Origin of the sequence: uncultured Sphingobacterium sp. (assembly GCF_964277905.1) — a bacterium.
Classification (GTDB): Bacteria; Bacteroidota; Bacteroidia; order Sphingobacteriales; family Sphingobacteriaceae; genus Sphingobacterium; species Sphingobacterium siyangense.
Window position 1 is genome coordinate 1 of the sequence record NZ_CAXYKD010000020.1, and the last position, 16,490, is coordinate 16,490.

The 16,490-nt window shown below is 38.8% G+C and carries 18 protein-coding genes and 1 tRNA gene; 11 read left to right on the plus strand and 8 right to left on the minus strand.

Features of this window, described 5'->3' with window-relative positions; all coding sequences use genetic code 11:
* Positions 1-7: 7 nt before the first annotated feature.
* Positions 8-92: transfer RNA gene (locus ACHWSC_RS08625), tRNA-Ser, on the plus strand.
* 66 nt (positions 93-158) lie between these two features.
* Here the strand turns inward: ACHWSC_RS08625 and ACHWSC_RS08630 are convergent.
* A complete protein-coding gene (locus ACHWSC_RS08630; protein WP_394676476.1) occupies positions 159-1,049 on the minus strand; it encodes a winged helix-turn-helix domain-containing protein in 891 nt (296 codons plus the stop codon).
* Positions 1,050-1,221: 172 nt separating this feature from the next.
* On the opposite strand from ACHWSC_RS08630, the gene ACHWSC_RS08635 reads away from it, so the two are divergent.
* The gene (locus ACHWSC_RS08635; RefSeq protein WP_394676477.1) at positions 1,222-1,764 is read left to right on the plus strand and encodes a hypothetical protein; all 543 of its coding nucleotides are present in this window, start codon (positions 1,222-1,224) and stop codon (positions 1,762-1,764) included.
* A gap of 316 nt (positions 1,765-2,080) precedes the next feature.
* Positions 2,081-2,617 carry an ExbD/TolR family protein gene (locus ACHWSC_RS08640; RefSeq protein ID WP_394676478.1) on the plus strand — a complete coding sequence of 179 codons (537 nt, stop codon included), beginning with the start codon at positions 2,081-2,083 and terminating at the stop codon, positions 2,615-2,617.
* A 187-nt stretch (positions 2,618-2,804) separates the two neighbouring features.
* Here ACHWSC_RS08640 and ACHWSC_RS08645 read toward each other — a convergent pair whose 3' ends face one another.
* Positions 2,805-3,371 carry a hypothetical protein gene (locus ACHWSC_RS08645; RefSeq protein ID WP_394676479.1) on the minus strand — a complete coding sequence of 189 codons (567 nt, stop codon included), beginning with the start codon at positions 3,369-3,371 and terminating at the stop codon, positions 2,805-2,807.
* A gap of 188 nt (positions 3,372-3,559) precedes the next feature.
* Here ACHWSC_RS08645 and ACHWSC_RS08650 point away from each other — a divergent pair, with 188 nt between their 5' ends.
* Positions 3,560-3,952: a group III truncated hemoglobin gene (locus ACHWSC_RS08650; RefSeq protein WP_394676480.1), complete on the plus strand. Its 393-nt coding sequence runs from the start codon at positions 3,560-3,562 to the stop codon at positions 3,950-3,952.
* A 109-nt stretch (positions 3,953-4,061) separates the two neighbouring features.
* On the opposite strand, the gene ACHWSC_RS08655 is transcribed toward ACHWSC_RS08650, so the two are convergent.
* From ACHWSC_RS08655 to fbaA, 3 genes are all read right to left on the minus strand, one after another.
* Positions 4,062-4,730, minus strand: a complete 669-nt coding sequence (locus ACHWSC_RS08655) for a sterol desaturase family protein (protein WP_236582760.1) — start codon at positions 4,728-4,730, stop codon at positions 4,062-4,064.
* Positions 4,731-4,964: 234 nt separating this feature from the next.
* A complete protein-coding gene (locus ACHWSC_RS08660; RefSeq protein WP_088162828.1) occupies positions 4,965-5,639 on the minus strand; it encodes a head GIN domain-containing protein in 675 nt (224 codons plus the stop codon).
* 135 nt (positions 5,640-5,774) lie between these two features.
* Complete coding sequence (fbaA, locus tag ACHWSC_RS08665) at positions 5,775-6,854, minus strand: class II fructose-bisphosphate aldolase (protein ID WP_046672381.1); 1,080 nt, start codon at positions 6,852-6,854, stop codon at positions 5,775-5,777.
* 315 nt (positions 6,855-7,169) lie between these two features.
* On the opposite strand from fbaA, the gene ACHWSC_RS08670 reads away from it, so the two are divergent.
* The 6 genes from ACHWSC_RS08670 to ACHWSC_RS08695 all read left to right on the plus strand — a co-directional run bounded on the left by ACHWSC_RS08670 (position 7,170) and on the right by ACHWSC_RS08695 (position 13,243).
* On the plus strand, positions 7,170-7,517 hold the full coding sequence (locus tag ACHWSC_RS08670) for an ArsC family reductase (RefSeq protein WP_394676481.1): 348 nt from the start codon (positions 7,170-7,172) through the stop codon (positions 7,515-7,517).
* A 169-nt stretch (positions 7,518-7,686) separates the two neighbouring features.
* Positions 7,687-9,633: a M1 family metallopeptidase gene (locus tag ACHWSC_RS08675; protein WP_227550236.1), complete on the plus strand. Its 1,947-nt coding sequence runs from the start codon at positions 7,687-7,689 to the stop codon at positions 9,631-9,633.
* Between the two features lie 121 nt (positions 9,634-9,754).
* A complete protein-coding gene (locus ACHWSC_RS08680; protein ID WP_075994047.1) occupies positions 9,755-10,441 on the plus strand; it encodes a carboxypeptidase-like regulatory domain-containing protein in 687 nt (228 codons plus the stop codon).
* A gap of 116 nt (positions 10,442-10,557) precedes the next feature.
* The gene (locus tag ACHWSC_RS08685; protein ID WP_088162831.1) at positions 10,558-10,971 is read left to right on the plus strand and encodes an Rrf2 family transcriptional regulator; all 414 of its coding nucleotides are present in this window, start codon (positions 10,558-10,560) and stop codon (positions 10,969-10,971) included.
* 7 nt (positions 10,972-10,978) lie between these two features.
* Positions 10,979-11,626, plus strand: a complete 648-nt coding sequence (locus ACHWSC_RS08690) for an NAD(P)-dependent oxidoreductase (RefSeq protein ID WP_394676482.1) — start codon at positions 10,979-10,981, stop codon at positions 11,624-11,626.
* 132 nt (positions 11,627-11,758) lie between these two features.
* Complete coding sequence (locus ACHWSC_RS08695) at positions 11,759-13,243, plus strand: amino acid permease (protein WP_201669563.1); 1,485 nt, start codon at positions 11,759-11,761, stop codon at positions 13,241-13,243.
* 66 nt (positions 13,244-13,309) lie between these two features.
* Here ACHWSC_RS08695 and ACHWSC_RS08700 read toward each other — a convergent pair whose 3' ends face one another.
* Complete coding sequence (locus ACHWSC_RS08700) at positions 13,310-13,852, minus strand: DUF1543 domain-containing protein (protein ID WP_201638664.1); 543 nt, start codon at positions 13,850-13,852, stop codon at positions 13,310-13,312.
* A gap of 156 nt (positions 13,853-14,008) precedes the next feature.
* Between ACHWSC_RS08700 and ACHWSC_RS08705 the strand changes: the two genes are divergently transcribed.
* Positions 14,009-14,878 carry a serine hydrolase gene (locus ACHWSC_RS08705; RefSeq protein WP_394676483.1) on the plus strand — a complete coding sequence of 290 codons (870 nt, stop codon included), beginning with the start codon at positions 14,009-14,011 and terminating at the stop codon, positions 14,876-14,878.
* A 94-nt stretch (positions 14,879-14,972) separates the two neighbouring features.
* Here ACHWSC_RS08705 and ACHWSC_RS08710 read toward each other — a convergent pair whose 3' ends face one another.
* The gene (locus ACHWSC_RS08710; RefSeq protein ID WP_088162833.1) at positions 14,973-15,515 is read right to left on the minus strand and encodes a hypothetical protein; all 543 of its coding nucleotides are present in this window, start codon (positions 15,513-15,515) and stop codon (positions 14,973-14,975) included.
* A gap of 86 nt (positions 15,516-15,601) precedes the next feature.
* Positions 15,602-16,489, minus strand: a complete 888-nt coding sequence (locus tag ACHWSC_RS08715) for a bifunctional 5,10-methylenetetrahydrofolate dehydrogenase/5,10-methenyltetrahydrofolate cyclohydrolase (RefSeq protein ID WP_088162834.1) — start codon at positions 16,487-16,489, stop codon at positions 15,602-15,604.
* Position 16,490 lies beyond the last annotated feature (1 nt).

The window sequence follows — 16,490 nt, forward strand, 5'->3', positions numbered from 1 at the left end:
TTGTCGCGGAGAGTTGGCAGAGTGGTCGAATGCGGCGGTCTTGAAAACCGTTAACTGTCACAGGTTCGGGGGTTCGAATCCCTCACTCTCCGCAGAAAAAGCCTTTCAGAAATGAAAGGCTTTTTGCATTTTAGCCCAATTTATCGCCTTACTCTGTCTTAAGAACTTACCTCAAGTTTATATCCTTTACCACGTATAACCGTAATTTTGATATTCGGATCAAACTCCAGTTTTTTCCTAAGTTTTGATATAAACATATCTAAACTGCGCCCAACAATAATCCCCTCATCTTCCCAAATCTCTTTTTGCAGCCGGGTTCGCGCTATCGTCTGGTTAGGAGACAAAGCGAAAATATGCAGCAGACGGGTTTCCGTTCCAGTGAGATCTATGGTGTTTTCATTAATGACCATTTCTCGCTCCTGCGGATTAAACAAAACGGCCCCAAAGGTTAAAATACTGTTATTTTGATCGTCTAACACAATGCTTCGCCTCCGATCCGATTTCCAAAAAATGAATCCAGCAAATGCTAAAAACAACAGAATACCAAGAAAATAGCTATTCGCTGCTGTAATTATCCCGCTCGGTTTAAATTTAATATTGATCATGTAACATCCTTGAGGTTGCACTCTACCTCTACAAGCAATAATATCATCTTTTTTATTATGGGAAATAGCATATCCATAAGCTACACTCGAATTGCTACAGTTGAGCACATTAACGACATAATCACGGCCAAGAGGATCATTGACCAACAGGCGCTGAATAGTACTCACCAGTGAGTCTGGTTTAAAGGTGATTTCATTCTCAAACCTGATCTGATATTCATTTTCTTGAATCTTTTCTACCGGAAGTACCCTTGATCTACTGTCTCCCGACTGCGTAAGCAGTTCATCTCCTATCTTCCTTAGCAAAACTTCTCTCCTAGCGCTATCAAAATTGTCTGTGCCAATCATATCAAAAGCAACAAAGGCCATAGCAATAAACAAGAGTATTATGCCGCCATACAAGTACTTGCGGTTCCCTGAGAAAATATTTCGGCTTTTAGACATACGATTTACAATTTATTTACAAAGATTACATCACTATTTACAATCTAAATCCCTCTATATAAGTATCATCAAAGTAATTTTGTTACATCACTCTAAAACAGATACGAGAAAAAAAGCTTGAACGGATCTAATTTACTGGGATAAATCTAATGTTCATTAAACTTTTAAAAATATGAAAAAAATTATCTACGTATTGGTTTTACCGCTCGCTATAGGAAGCGGCTTGGCCTTTGCCAATCGCGAAATCAAAAATGAAACCTTAAACAAAACGGCGCCGAATTCGCGCACTCCTACTGAAATGACCGCCGAAAGAAATAAATGGGAAGCGAGCCCCAATGGTATAAAATTCAAAAAATGGAAAGAATCTTCCGAAGGTATAAAAGTACTTGACAATGCTGCGAAAATAAAGAATCAAATAAAGAATTCTACCGACATAGAGGCGGTTGTAACTTCTCTTTACCTTCCACTAGGTGCACAGTTAGGTTTCGGAGTAATGGTTAGGATTAATCGTGAAGACTATATTCTAAGTTTTGGTCTGGAAAATTCTAATGAATTTCAACAATTGAAAAGTCTGAAAGTAAACGACAAAATAACGATAAGGGGGCGTAGTGTCATGTTCGCGCCTAAGTATTCGTATCCAATAGTAGCGGGCGACTATGTACAAAGAGATAACAAAATAATTTATAAACGCATCCCTAACCAAGGCGGTTGCTAAGTAACTTACCCACCACTCCGCAAGAAAAGCCTTTCAGCATTGAAGGGCTTTTTTGCACACCACTAGAAAAACTTCGACAACCTAGCAAGCACCCTAAATTGATTGAAAGGACAAAATGACAAGAGAATTGATCAAATCGGATCAACAACGAACAAACTAAAACATAACATAAAAAACTGATTATCAACAATTAAGAAAAAAAACACAGAAAGTACTTGAGAAAAACCGTAGTTTTTAAAAAAATACTGTGGAATACATTCTTCTCTGACATCATAATAGTGAGTAACAACAACGTGTTAACCTAAAAATGACGATCATGGCAGAATTAAACCAAAAAACGCAAGAAACGGGAAAGAAAAAAATAAGAAGTAAAAAAATGGCTCCTAAAGTAGATTTAACAGCCATGGTAGACCTCGCATTTCTTCTCATTACATTCTTTATGTTGACCACAACATTAAATAAACCATCTGCAATGGATATCGCTATGCCAGACAAAAGTAAATCAGATGTAGAAAGTTCGGTTCTTATTGATGAAAACCGCACCGCGACCCTCATTCTAGGCGAAGGAAAATTCATGTGGTATCATGGGGATTTCAAAAAACCGATCAGCTCTTCAAAAGTACCGGTAGATATCGAGAATGGGCTCTCAGGCGTTATTGCACAGTTAAAAGCTAAGATAAGCGCTATGCACGATACAAAGGACATGATTGTATTGATTAAGCCTAGCAAAGAAGCGCGCACAAAAGACGTTATTCAGACGATCGATCAATTGAAGGGCCAGCATATTGCACGTTATGTGATCAGTAAAACACAAATCGAAGAAGAAAAGCAATTGCTCACTGTACTCCAGTAGCATTGATTTGAGCGATGTCCTATCCATGCATTGAAACAACCTATTGAACGAGCCTTTAATAGGTAAAATCAATTAATGTCATCAAAAAAACATGGGAATGATTTCTATCTGATAAAATAGACAATAACAAGTTTACCGAAAGGTCGTATGATCGATCTTTCGGTAGATTCCAGCCCAGTACGGTAAATTATCTTTTATCCAGATTGTTCCAATAACGTTCCACATTTTCTTTTACCTCAACCGGTAGGGACGCGTAATTGTCTGAAAACGTTGTTTGACTATAACCATCTGCTTCCTCCGCACGGAGACGATAAAACTTATTTTTATAAAGCACTAGACCAATACAGCTAAGCTGCTTTTTTAGGTCATCCTTGGGATGCCTTGAATAGATAAATAATGCATCCAATTTACCATCCTTATCGGCATCAAAAAATGCCTTTCGAGATTCCCAAATCGAAGTAACGATCCCTTCTTCGGATATCAATTCATCAGCCACAAGCTGCCACATTCCTTCGATCTGCTGAAATTGTTGTACATAAAGTTTGTCGGGGTCAGCACCCCGTTCTTCTTTTGAAAACACTATATAATTATCTTCTTTTGGAGTTTGAATGCGTTCCACTTGTAACACACGCTTCCCCTTAAATGGAAAACCAGAAGATTGAAAATTTTCCTTATTGATCGAAATTGTTGTAACCTGCGCCTCAACAGCATAAAATCCCATCGATAATAGGATTAAAAGAACGTATTTTCCCATATGTTTTTCCCTTAGTATTAAGTCAATTTACTGACAATAAAAGAGAATTACAATATTTCAACGAGACATCTTTACATCCAAGTGATGCGAATCTCCATAAATGTCACTACATTTAAGCTAGATAAACATCATGAAGAAGCTTTTGATCCAGCTATAGGTCTTTATTCATGAGCTTAGATCATACGCCGATGAAACAAGATATTCAAACACTCGATGACATTAAAGTATTAGTAGATCAATTTTATACGACGATACGTAACGATACTTTGCTCGGACCTATTTTTAAAGAAAGAATCCAAGACAATTGGGCAATGCATCTTGAGAAGATGTATAGTTTCTGGCAGACTATCCTACTGGATGAACATCGTTATTTTGGCAGCCCCTTTCCACCTCATATTGATTTACCCATTGATGCGCAACATTTTGGTCAATGGCTCAAATTATTCGAAGCAACAGTAGATGGCCTATACAGTGGACAAAAGGCCGAAGAAGCCAAATGGCGTGCGCAAAAAATGGCCCAAATGTTTCAGTTCAAACTGGAATATCTGCACGCCAACCCCAACAAGAAACCATTGATCTAAAGTTAGCCTACAAAGACTACTTGATGGTATTGTTAAATAAAAAGAAAAATTAATCCATAAAAAAAGCCCTTGGAAACTTCCAGGGCTTTTTTAGTTGATGTGATTCAATTTATGCTTTTTCTTCCTTTAAGGAAGTAGAATCTTTTTTGGGTTCCTTTTCTTCGAAACCTGAGCGTAAAATTTCATCCCATAAGGAAGAACTCACTCCAAAACCTTTTTCTGGATCAGAATAATGGTGCAACATATGGTGCTGCTTGATCCGTTTGAAAATACCGCTTTTAAAATTAGCATGGTGCATCGCATAATGACATTCGTCATAGATCAAATACCCCACCATAAAACCTGAGAAAAAACAGGCTAAGATAAACTCATTCGAAAAAAACAATGTAAAACCAAGATACACCAAAAGAGCTAGTGGAATACTCGCTGACAACGGCATCACCAAACGCATACGGTCTCTTGGGTAATCATGATGCACACCATGGAAAATAAAAGCGATTCGCTTTCCCCATTCCGATGTCGGATGAAAATGAAACACCCAACGATGTAACGCATATTCAAAAGCAGTCCAAAAAGCTAAACCAAAAATAAAATACCCAATGTATGTTAAAAAGGAAATCTCTCCCCAAACTAGCGCTTTATACGAAAAGAAAACAACCACGGGTACATAGAAAATCAAAGGTACACTCCAATGCACTTTCGTCAAAGACTCTAAAAAGTCATTCTTGAACATGCGCGTAGATTCCGTAGAATTTGAAACATAATTACGCTTTGCCATAATACTATTTTTATTATTCCCTCACAAAAATAAGTATTTTAAGCACAAATGAAGAAGGTTTCTGATGAGAAAAACAAAATAACTGACCTTTTTAATAAAAAGGTTAAACAACAATCATTACCCCAATCAAGCTAAACCCTTTTTATTTCATCTATTCCCTCAAATTTCCACTCTTTTCTATAAAATCAACTAAAATGAACTCGCACTAAAATTGACAAATCCAAGACAGTTTACTTATTTAAAGTTGACTGTTCCTCCGGCCATTTTCTTTTCTACGCGTTGTTCTGGTTTTCCATAGACATCAATGACGCCGCCCCCACGTGTTTTGGTTTCGATGGAATCAGTAACATAAACATCTGCTTTACCACCACCATTCACAGTGACCGTCGTGATACTCGTCTTAAAATCTTTTCCTTCATATTTGCCGCCAAAGTTTGAAATGATCTCCTGTTTATTTGCCTTTCCATACAAAGCGATTGTAGCCCCTGAGGTCACTTTAATTTCAGCTGTTTTTACCGCTGTATAGAGATCGACCAAGCCCCCTTCTGAAGCATATACTTTTAAGTGGTCAGCAGCAACTGGATTATTTGTAGTTGCAAATACCTTGGCTCCTTTTTTTGCCTCCACATTGTTCAAACTCTTGTAATATACCTTCACAGAGATATTCCCCCCTTGCAGCATATTCAACGTATTCATTTTCAAAACCAAGGATCCATTTGTGTTGACTACCTTAACATTCTCATGGTTCTGTCCTTCAAACGTCACCAAGGACTCGTCGGATTTAATCAGCTCCACCTGAATCTTGTCCGTCGCTACAACCGAAGAAAAATCGCCAACATTTTGCTTCACCTGCCCAAACCCCATTTGGGCAATTAATAAAAGAATTACACTGACTCCTAAAAATTTCATATTTATTTGACTTTTTATTGTTGTTCGTCAAAAAATAAGCCAATTCCTATTAAGAACAATATTTTTAACCTATTTTGACATAAAAAAGGCGCCCTATCTAAGGGCGCCTTTATGATCTATTTTTTCAACCTATGCTTATAGTTTGCTATTAACGTCTACCGCATTCAAATCAGCGAACGCTTCTTTCAGACGAGCAACAAAAGTTTCTTCACCTTTACGTAACCAAACGCGTGGATCGTAATATTTTTTATTTGGAGAATCAGCTCCTTCTGGATTACCGATCTGACCTTGCAAATAATCATGGTTTTTCGCTTCATAAGCTCTTACACCATCCCAAAACGCCCATTGCATATCCGTATCAATGTTCATTTTGATCGCACCGTATGAAATCGCTTCTGCAATTTCTTCCGGAGAAGAACCAGAACCACCGTGGAATACGAAGTTTACTGGCTTTTCAGCAGTAAGATTATATTTCTCACGAATATATTCTTGTGAATTATGTAATATAACTGGTTGCAATTTCACATTACCTGGTTTGTAAACACCATGAACATTACCAAATGCAGCTGCCACTGTAAATTTGTCAGATACTTTAGACAATTCTTCAAAAGCATAGGCAACCTCTTCTGGTTGGGTATACAGTTTTGAGCTATCTACATCCGAGTTGTCAACACCGTCTTCTTCACCACCTGTAACACCCAGCTCGATCTCCACAGTCATACCAAGTGGTTTCATACGCGCTAAGTATTTAGCTGAAATTTCAATATTTTCTTCAATTGGCTCTTCCGATAAATCCAACATGTGAGAAGAGAACAATGGTTTTCCGTGTTGCGCAAAGAATTTCTCGCCAGCGTCCAACAAACCGTCGATCCAAGGTAAAAGTTTCTTAGCTGCGTGATCTGTATGCAGAATAACTGCTACACCATAATGCTCAGCTAATAAATGAACATGTTGTGCTGCAGATACCGCTCCCAATACGCAAGCTTGTAAATTATCGTTGTTCAAGGTTTTACCAGCGTAGAATTGCGCTCCACCATTTGACAATTGAATAATTACAGGAGAATTTACTGCTTTCGCAGTTTCCATAACCGCATTGATAGAGTTTGTTCCGATAATGTTTACCGCAGGCAAAGCAAACTTATGTTTCTTCGCAACCTCAAACAACTCTTGTACTTGATCTCCTGTCAATACACCTTTAAAATCTTTTAGGCTCATATTTCTGTTATTGATTTATTTTAATCTTTCATTAAACTTGAAGCTACTAAATTATTAAAAATTATTATTACTTCCTAATTTTTATAGTGTACTAAATACACTATCATTTCACATGGGATATAGAATGTTAACAAATCATAAAACCCTGACTGTTCAATTGAATAGGAACTTCCGGTTGCTCCTTTTTTCAATGGCATTGACAACAAAATATCCACAATTATCCTTAAATCACAGATAATACACCATAGAAATATGAATTATTTTAAAAATTGTATCGGGATTGATTAAATTTGGATTCACCAAATTGTCACTATTATGCTACAGGTATACGGTATCAAAAATTGTAACACAGTAAAAAAAGCACTTACATGGTTGGAAGACAATAATGTTCCCTTTCAATTTCATGACTTCAAAAAAGAGGGCGTCAGTGTGGATAAATTAAAAGAATGGGAAAAACAGGTAGACTGGCAAGCTCTAGTGAATAAAAAGGGAACTACATGGAAAAAGTTATCTCCGGAAACTCAAGAGCAACTCATTGACAGTGATAGTGCCAATAAAGTACTTCAGGAAAATACAAGTATGATTAAACGTCCTGTTATTGAACACAATAAAGGTGTATTACTCGGTTTTAATGAAGCAGAGTACGTAACAAATTTAAAATAGTTCCACAAAGCTTCCAGGAATGGAGGTTCTAAAAAGCCTCCAATTATCCAAAATAAACCTTTAAGGTCCCTTTCTATCCCTTTTATTATAAAACGTCGTTTGCGTTTTTTTTGGCTCAATGTACTTTTCATTGTATATTGGAGCAAATAAACATAATTTAAGTAGACGTATGATGAAAAGAATTGCACTGGCTTCTTTAAGCCTTGTTGCGTTGAGCTATGCTTATCCGGCCTTTGCACAGGAGAAAACATCCAATTACAGCTATACAGAGGCCTTTGCACCCTTGTTTTTTAAAAATAATGGCAATGAATATCGTTCCGCAGCAGGAAAACCGGGCCCTGCCTACTGGCAAAATGCAGCCGACTATAAAATTCAAGCTTCCCTGAACGATCAAAATGATCAAATTACAGGATCTGTCGAGATTACCTATAGCAACAATAGTCCTGACAATATGAACTATCTGTGGTTACAATTAGATCAAAATATGTTTTCACAACATGGCCGTGGTCAATTGATTTCCCCCTTGACCAACAGCCGTTATGGTGATGGTAACTCAACTTTTGATGGTGGATATCAGATACAATCTGTTACGGATGTAAACGGGAATACCATCGAACATATTATTGACGATACCCGTATGCAACTTCGACTTCCTGCTGCATTAAAAAGCAAGGGCGGCAAAATAACTTTTAAGATTAAATACCAATACACCGTTCCTAAATATGGTGCGGACCGTACAGGTATACTTGACACAAAAAACGGAAAAATCTATGCCATTGCACAATGGTTCCCGAGACTGTGTGTCTATGACGACATTAGAGGTTGGAATACCCTTCCTTATACAGGACCGGGAGAGTTCTATCGTGAATTCGGAAATTACCAGGTTGAGATCACTACCCCGGCAAACCACATGGTTGTATTGGGTGGCGAATTGTTAAACCCACAGGAAGTATTTACAGCTGAACAACTCAAGCGATATCAACAGGCACAACGCAGCGACGAAACCGTGATCATCCGCTCCGCCGAAGAAGTTAACGCAAAAAACTCTAGGCCTGACAAGAAAACCTTAACCTGGAAATATCAACTTAATAATGCGCAAGACATTGCTTGGGCATCCTCTACGGCATTTATATTAGATGGCGCGAAGATCAATCTACCGAGTGGAAAAAAATCCCTCGCTTTGTCAGCCTATCCAATTGAAAGTAACAGTAACAATGCCTGGGAACGCTCGACGGAATACACGAAAGCTGCAATTGAAATCTATTCAAAAAGCTGGTTTGAGTATCCTTACCCTGTAGCGGTCAATGTAGCCTCCAATGTCGGTGGAATGGAATATCCAGCCTTGTCGTTCTGTGGCAATCAGGCCAAAGCAGGCTCACTTTGGGGTGTTACCAACCACGAGTTTGGTCACAATTGGTTCCCAATGATTGTAGCATCCAACGAACGTGAACATGGCTGGATGGATGAAGGGTTCAATACATTTATTAACGAACTCGCAACAAAAGAATTCAACAATGGCGAATATTACCGTAATCAGGCGAGCAGATCGTACATCTTTACTGCCCGTAATCTTGAACCGATCATGAGTACCCCGCAAAACATGAAAGAACGTAATATTGGTGCTTTGGTCTACTATAAGCCAGCTTATGGACTGAAATTATTGCGAAACGAAATCATCGGTCCTGAGCGTTTCGATTACGCCTTTAAAAAATATATCCAAGAATGGGCTTACAAACACCCTACTCCGGAGGATTTCTTCAAAGCTATTGAAAATGGTGCTGGAGAAAACCTAAACTGGTTCTGGCGCGGGTGGTTTGTCAACAACTGGCAAATGGACCAAGGTATAAAATCGGTATCTTATGTCAACAACGAGCCAAAATTTGGCGCACTTGTCACCGTAGAAAACCTCGAAAAATTACCGATGCCAGTTATTGTTGAAGCTACAACCGTATCGGGCAAGAAGATTCGAAAAAAACTACCAGTGGAAATCTGGGAAAGAAACGACGTATGGCAATTTAAAATTCCGACCACAGAGCCACTGCAATCTGTACAGTTAGATCCTGACATGGTCATGCCGGACAAGAACCCAGACAATAATTCGTGGAAAGCAAATTAGCAGATTTTCAAAATCTATTCGTTATTTTTGGCTAGAGAACGATCATGAATGTACGGCGTAAACAAAACGGCAAATACCCTGTTCATTCATAGATTGAAAATACATAACTATATTTATTCACATGAAAATCTTACAAACGATTCTAAGCTGCTTACTTATTACACTAATGAGTGGACATCTTGTTGCACAGGAAAAAACCAAGGGGATTATTATGGAACTTGTCAGCGGTGAGAAAATTGAGGCTGCACAAATTCAAAATTTAAGAACCAAGGCTGAAGTACAGACCAATAGAGATGGCTCCTTTGCAATTGACGCCAATGTTAACGACCTCTTGTTAATCAAGGCTGTGGGATATGAACAAGATACTGTTTTCATTTATGATACCAGCTTACGCAGAATCTATTTGAACAGAATGAATAATGTTATCGAACTTAGTGAAGTTGTCGTAGAAAGGATGACAGACAGTAGACTTGCTGCTGAAATCCAGCGCGAGAAGACTTTAGGAAAGTATTCCGACGCAAGTCAAAACCGCGGCGGAGTGCGAATTTCTCCAAGCCGTATATTTAGCAAAGAAGGAAAACAAGCACGTTCAAATTATAAACTCTTAGTCGATGAACGTGAGAAAAGAGCAGTTGATCGAAAATTCACCGAAAATCTGATCAAAGAATTGACTCCGCTCAATGGTTCGGATCTAGCCCTGTTTAAGGAAAGATTTAGACCTTCCTATAAATTTATTCAAAACAGCAGCCAAGAGACTCTGAAAGTCTATATCATGGATAGCTATAAAAAATTTAACGAGAAAAAATAAAAAACAAATACTTTTATCACGTGATTGTCAGAAGGTTTTAAACTGTAATAGTTTTTATTTCAGTTTAAAACCTTTTCTGTTACTTTGTGTTATAATTTTAGAAAAATCAGCAAAGGATGTTACACAACTTGAGGTTCGCAACAGCATTACACATTATGGTTCTGGCACAGTTAGAAGAGTCAAATCAATGGCTTTCTTCTGAATATATTGCGTCAAGCATCCAAGTCAATGCAAGCGTGGTTCGCAAAGAAATTGCATCTCTCAAAACAGCATCTTTACTAACGAGTAAAGAAGGTAAGGGCGGCGGTATTCGCATAAATCCCGAGAATCCAACGATTACCTTGGCTGATATTTATATCAGCACCAAGCAAACCGATTTCGGCGGGAAATTTAACAGTCCCAATCCGGCATGTGTTGTTGGCAAAAATATCAACTCCAAACTCCAGGACCTGTATCAGGAAGTCGACACTGATATTGTACAGCGTTTGGAAAAGATAACCCTGGCTGATTTTAGCAAAACATTTAATTAAAGGAAGCATGAAAGTAGCAGTAATTGGATCCACAGGATACGTAGGATCTCATCTCGTAAAAGAATTGGTAGACCGCAACTATGACATAGTCGCTATCGCCCGCCACATCGAAAATATTCCATCGAGTGAAAAAGTAACCAAACTCCAAGTAGATATCAATGATAATAATCAATTGGTTTCTGCCCTAAAAGGTGTTGATGTTGTTGTTTCGGCTTTCAATGCCGGATGGACCAACCCTAATCTTTATGAGGATTTTACAAAAGGTGCATTGGCCATCCAACAGGCTGTTAAAGATGCCGGTATCAATCGTTTCATTGTTATTGGTGGTGCTGGAAGTTTATTGATTGATGGAAATAGACTGGTCGATTCACCGGATTTTCCCAAAGAAATTAAACCTGGGGCATTCGCTGCAGCAGATTATCTGAATACCATCCAGAAAGAAGATCAACTTACCTGGACCATGTTTAGTCCCGCTATAGAAATGAATTCCCATGCTGGTGGAACACGTACCGGAAAATACCGCACAGGCCTTGATGCTCCTGTATTTGATCAGGAAGGTCGTTCTAGATTATCAGTAGAGGATCTTGCTGTAGCAATAGCAGACGAAATTGAGAACAAACAATTCCTCAATAAACGCTTTACAGCAGCGTATTAGTACCCAAACAAGCATTTGATTCAGATTTTATTACAAAAGGGAGGAGCAATCTTCCCTTTTTTCATTGAGATCATTTATATTTGACATTAATTAAACAATTGAAAAGCTAAATAATCGTAAAGAATTAATCCTATGCTATTTAAAAAATCGATTCCTCAACTCATTGCTGAAGCAAATGAAAATGGAGAACACACGCTAAAGAGGACACTGTCCAGCTCGGGCCTTATCGCCCTCGGTGTCGGGGCCATCATTGGGGCAGGACTTTTCTCCCTAACAGGGATTGCCGCTGCTGAAAATGCAGGGCCAGCTGTTATCCTATCTTTCATTATCGCAGCAGTAGGCTGTGGGTTCGCAGGTCTTTGCTATGCCGAATTTGCCTCTATGATTCCTGTTGCCGGAAGTGCTTACACATATTCCTACGCCACAATGGGTGAATTTGTCGCCTGGATTATCGGCTGGGATCTCGTCCTAGAATACGCACTGGCAGGAGCTACAGTAGCCGTCAGCTGGTCCCAATATTTCAACCAGCTCCTGATGATATTCCATATCCAGCTCCCCGATACCCTACTCAAAGGCCCTTGGGAAGGTGGAGTGGTCAACTTACCTGCTATCATTATTGTTTGTTTACTGTCGCTATTGCTAATGCGTGGTACACAGGAATCATCCCGTGTAAACAATATATTGGTTATCCTAAAAGTCGGTGTTGTATTGATTTTTATCGCCTTGGGATGGAGCTTTATCAATCCTGCAAACCACGATCCATTTATCCCTGTAAATGCAGGTGAAGAGCTTGTAAAAAGTGGACAACAAAGCTTCTGGTCATTTTTAAAGAGTGATGACTTCGGTCACTTTGGTATCAGTGGTGTATTGCGCGCTGCTGGGGTTGTCTTTTTTGCATTCATCGGCTTTGACGCGGTGAGTACAGCTGCCCAGGAAGCGAAAGATCCAAAAAAAGGTATGCCAATCGGTATCATCGGCTCGTTAATAATCTGTACACTTTTGTATGTTTTATTCTCTTACGTAATGACAGGTATCGAAAACTATACGATGTTCAAAGGTGATGCTAAACCAGTTGCGACAGCCTTTGCTCGAACAGGCTATCATTTCTTAAATACAGCGTTGATTATTACGATTATTGCAGGATACACTTCAGTTATTCTCGTGATGTTACTTGGTCAGAGCCGCGTATTTTATTCGATGAGTAAAGATGGTTTGCTTCCAAAGATATTTTCAGACTTATCCAAAAGACAGACTCCTTGGAAAACAAACGCTATTTTCATGGTATTCGTAAGTATATTCGCAGGTTTCGTTCCAGTTTCTGACCTTGGGCATATGGTAAGTATTGGTACCCTATTTGCCTTCACCCTCGTATGTGTAGGTATTCTAGTACTACGTAAAACAGACCCTAATTTGGAGCGCCCATTTAAAACACCATTGGTTCCTTTCGTTCCGATCATGGGTATCTTGGTCTGTATTTTAATGATGGCGTCATTGCCAATTGAAAGCTGGGAGCGTTTAGCGGTCTGGCTCGCTTTAGGCTTATTGATTTACTTTGTATACGGTAAAAAACATAGTGTCATTAGAAAACAACATCAGAACCAACAAAATATTGGTTAAACATAAAAAAGGCTTCTTATTAAAGAAGCCTTTTTTATGTTTAAGAAATTCAATAGCACATTCTTATTACAGCGCACTCAGTTTAAAATATCCATTCGCAATGGTATCTTCTTCTAGACCGATCTTTGGCGTAATTTGAATACTATACAGCTCTTTATCATGAGGTAATAGCAAATCTTCTATCTCATAAATATCATCAACATCCAAACCATACTTATCATCGATATGTGCCGAACTGTGATGCTTCCAAAAAACAGTGCGTTTTGCCTTTTCAGTCGCCTTTGCCAAACTAGATGCTACAATAAGTTCTTTGTAATGGAACTCGTCAAATTCATTCGGTTTGTAGCCACCTAAATTGACAAAAAACAACTTCAATTCTGAATCAATAGCCTGTTCATTCCCCCTTTCAGTAACCTTGATCTCATATTCCCCAATCTTATGGACAATACGGTACGCATCAATGTGAATTTTACCGTCAGCCTCGGGCCAAAAATCTTTAATGGGATCGACAAAATCCTTCAGTTCATTACCAATACCAAAGAAAATGTCATGCTGTTCTGTCCGCCTATTTTTCGGTTTACAGCCGATCAAAATCATAAATAATTTCATAGTCAAAAATCAGTCTTTCAATGTCCGTGCTAGAATATCCAGTTTATTTTTCATCGATGTCTGTGCGTACGAATCATGGATATTTCATAACTTAAGCCCTATAAACAATAAAAATAACTATTATCCACCACATTTAACATATATTATATCTTCACAATGCACAAAATATTCCTATCATTTGCGTTACTATTCTTATCATTACTGTCCTTTGGTCAAAAAGCCGCTACCGATAAAAAACTCGAATCACAGATTAAACAGCTGATTCAGGGTTTTCAAGGCGATGTTGGTATTTATGTACACCATCTCAAAAAAAACAAAGAAGTCAACATCCAGGGCGACAGCATTTTCCCGACGGCAAGCATTGTCAAAATCCCCATTTTAGTCGGCATCTTTGATAAAATTGAAAAAGGTGAACTACAACTTGATCAGCAACTGCTCTACCGTGCTAGTCAACGATATGGCGGCTCAGGGCTGATGCAATTTTTTAAGGACAGTACACAAGTTGATCTGAAAACCTTGGTTGCGCTTATGCTATCTTATAGTGATAATGTAACCAGCATTTGGAATCAAAAACTTGCGGGAGGAGGTGTCGCGATCAATAAATTAATGAGCGAGCTTCAACTAACCCAGACGCGTGTCAACTCACAGACAGAGGGACGGAAGTCAGATTGGGAAAGATATGGTTGGGGACAGACTACACCAAAAGAAATGGCCGACTTGGTCACACTAATCCGACAAGGCAAAGTTGTATCCCCAAAATCTTCCGATCAGATGTATCGTTTTATGGGCAACATGTTCTATGATGAAAGAGGGCTATCGCAAATCCCATCCACTGTTAAAACAGCTTCAAAAACAGGCTCTTTAGATGACGTACGCAATGAGGTCATTTTGGTCAATGCGCCGAAAGGAGATTACGTTTTCAGTATTTTCACCAAGAACAATACAGATAAAAGCTGGGGAAAAACAAATGAAGCAGAGGTTCTTACCCGTAAGCTTTCCAAATTATTATGGGATTACTACCAATAAGCCTATTTAAGTCAATGTTATAAAGATGTGATATAAAAAGGGGGGCACTCAAAAAAGTGCTCCCCTTCCCTATAGTTCAAATGAAAGACGTCAACTAATTTTTCAACGCTTCACCTACATTTTTAGCTTTCCGACTAATATCGTCACCTACTTTTTTGGAAGCATCTTTTACATCTTTAGCAGCCTCCTTGGTTCCAGTAGCAACATCATTTGCAACTTTCTTCGTACCTTCAGCGACATTTTTTGCAGCATCTTTTGTTTTATCAACAGCCGTGTTTGTCGCATCCACTGTCGCATCTTTTGCGTCTTTCAATCCCTCTTTTACATCCTCTCCGGCATTACGCAATGCATCTTTTGTTTTTTCCCAGGCAGTATTGGCTTCTTCAGAGGCAACGCGAGCTTTTTCTTCAGCGGCCTTGTCACCTTTTGCGATAGCTTCATCCAAATCCTTTTTCGCTTGTTCTGCTTTCAAACGAGCATTTTCTTCCGCATTTTTTAAATCTGCGATTGCAGCATCTACATGCTCACCGACTGTTTTTGCCGAATCTGTCGCTGTAGTGTCTTTTTTCTCCGAATTGTTGCAAGAAGACATTACCAATGCTCCTGCTACGACTGCTAAAAGTGCAATTTTCTTCATTATAAATTGATTTATGAGTGTAGTTTTCAACGGCCCATCAGAGCTCGCATACATCAATTTACAACTTCTATGCCAAATAGACAAAATTATTGCTTCGGATAGATCGTTCCTTTCGCAGCTTCCAGTGTATTTTTCAACAAACCGACGATCGTCATTAAACCAACTCCCCCCGGTACAGGTGTAATCCAGGATGCTTTAGGAGCAACATTTTCAAAATCAACATCCCCATATAGCTTAAAACCAGATTTCGTTGCTGTAGAAGTTTCTCTATTAATACCGACATCAATTACTACTGCACCATCTTTAACCATGTCTGCTGTAACAAAATTTTTCTTCCCGATTGCCGCAACAACGATATCACCACGCAAAACCTCTGTTTTAAGGTCTTTTGTACGACTATGTGTTAATGTCACAGTACAATTACCTGGATTGGAATTACGAGCCAGTAAGATACTCATTGGCGATCCTACGATATTGCTTCTTCCAACCACTACGGCGTGCTTGCCTGCTGTATCGATCTTATAATAATCCAACATCAACATAATACCATATGGCGTAGCTGGAATAAAACAAGGAAGATTACGTTGCATACGTCCGAGGTTGATCGGATGGAAACCATCCACATCTTTGCGGTAATCAATTGCTTCGGTAACTTTATCCGGATCAATATGTTTTGGTAAAGGCAACTGCACAATCAAACCATCGATAGACTCATCCTGATTGATTTCTTTGACCTTAGCGATCAATTCATCCTCTGTTATGTTTTCATCATAACGAATGTTTGTTGATTCAAAGCCGACCAGTTGACAGTTGCGCATTTTGCTAGCTACATAGGTTTCGCTACCACCATCATTCCCCACAAGGATAGCAACCAGATGAGGCTTACGGCCAGTCTGTGTAGTAAATTCAGCCGCATCTAACGCAATTTGCTCTTTAATTTTTTCGGAAACTAGTTTACCATCTAATAGATTCATG

Bases quoted from the DNA above. Each gene is read 5' to 3' on its own strand.
- ACHWSC_RS08630 (WP_394676476.1), bottom strand. From the start codon at position 1,049: ATGTCTAAAAGCCGAAATATTTTCTCAGGGAACCGCAAGTACTTGTAT.
- ACHWSC_RS08635 (WP_394676477.1), top strand. From the start codon at position 1,222: ATGAAAAAAATTATCTACGTATTGGTTTTACCGCTCGCTATAGGAAGC.
- ACHWSC_RS08640 (WP_394676478.1), top strand. From the start codon at position 2,081: ATGGCAGAATTAAACCAAAAAACGCAAGAAACGGGAAAGAAAAAAATA.
- ACHWSC_RS08645 (WP_394676479.1), bottom strand. From the start codon at position 3,371: ATGGGAAAATACGTTCTTTTAATCCTATTATCGATGGGATTTTATGCT.
- ACHWSC_RS08650 (WP_394676480.1), top strand. From the start codon at position 3,560: ATGAAACAAGATATTCAAACACTCGATGACATTAAAGTATTAGTAGAT.
- ACHWSC_RS08655 (WP_236582760.1), bottom strand. From the start codon at position 4,730: ATGGCAAAGCGTAATTATGTTTCAAATTCTACGGAATCTACGCGCATG.
- ACHWSC_RS08660 (WP_088162828.1), bottom strand. From the start codon at position 5,639: ATGAAATTTTTAGGAGTCAGTGTAATTCTTTTATTAATTGCCCAAATG.
- fbaA (WP_046672381.1), bottom strand. From the start codon at position 6,854: ATGAGCCTAAAAGATTTTAAAGGTGTATTGACAGGAGATCAAGTACAA.
- ACHWSC_RS08670 (WP_394676481.1), top strand. From the start codon at position 7,170: ATGCTACAGGTATACGGTATCAAAAATTGTAACACAGTAAAAAAAGCA.
- ACHWSC_RS08675 (WP_227550236.1), top strand. From the start codon at position 7,687: ATGATGAAAAGAATTGCACTGGCTTCTTTAAGCCTTGTTGCGTTGAGC.
- ACHWSC_RS08680 (WP_075994047.1), top strand. From the start codon at position 9,755: ATGAAAATCTTACAAACGATTCTAAGCTGCTTACTTATTACACTAATG.
- ACHWSC_RS08685 (WP_088162831.1), top strand. From the start codon at position 10,558: ATGTTACACAACTTGAGGTTCGCAACAGCATTACACATTATGGTTCTG.
- ACHWSC_RS08690 (WP_394676482.1), top strand. From the start codon at position 10,979: ATGAAAGTAGCAGTAATTGGATCCACAGGATACGTAGGATCTCATCTC.
- ACHWSC_RS08695 (WP_201669563.1), top strand. From the start codon at position 11,759: ATGCTATTTAAAAAATCGATTCCTCAACTCATTGCTGAAGCAAATGAA.
- ACHWSC_RS08700 (WP_201638664.1), bottom strand. From the start codon at position 13,852: ATGAAATTATTTATGATTTTGATCGGCTGTAAACCGAAAAATAGGCGG.
- ACHWSC_RS08705 (WP_394676483.1), top strand. From the start codon at position 14,009: ATGCACAAAATATTCCTATCATTTGCGTTACTATTCTTATCATTACTG.
- ACHWSC_RS08710 (WP_088162833.1), bottom strand. From the start codon at position 15,515: ATGAAGAAAATTGCACTTTTAGCAGTCGTAGCAGGAGCATTGGTAATG.
- ACHWSC_RS08715 (WP_088162834.1), bottom strand. From the start codon at position 16,489: ATGAATCTATTAGATGGTAAACTAGTTTCCGAAAAAATTAAAGAGCAA.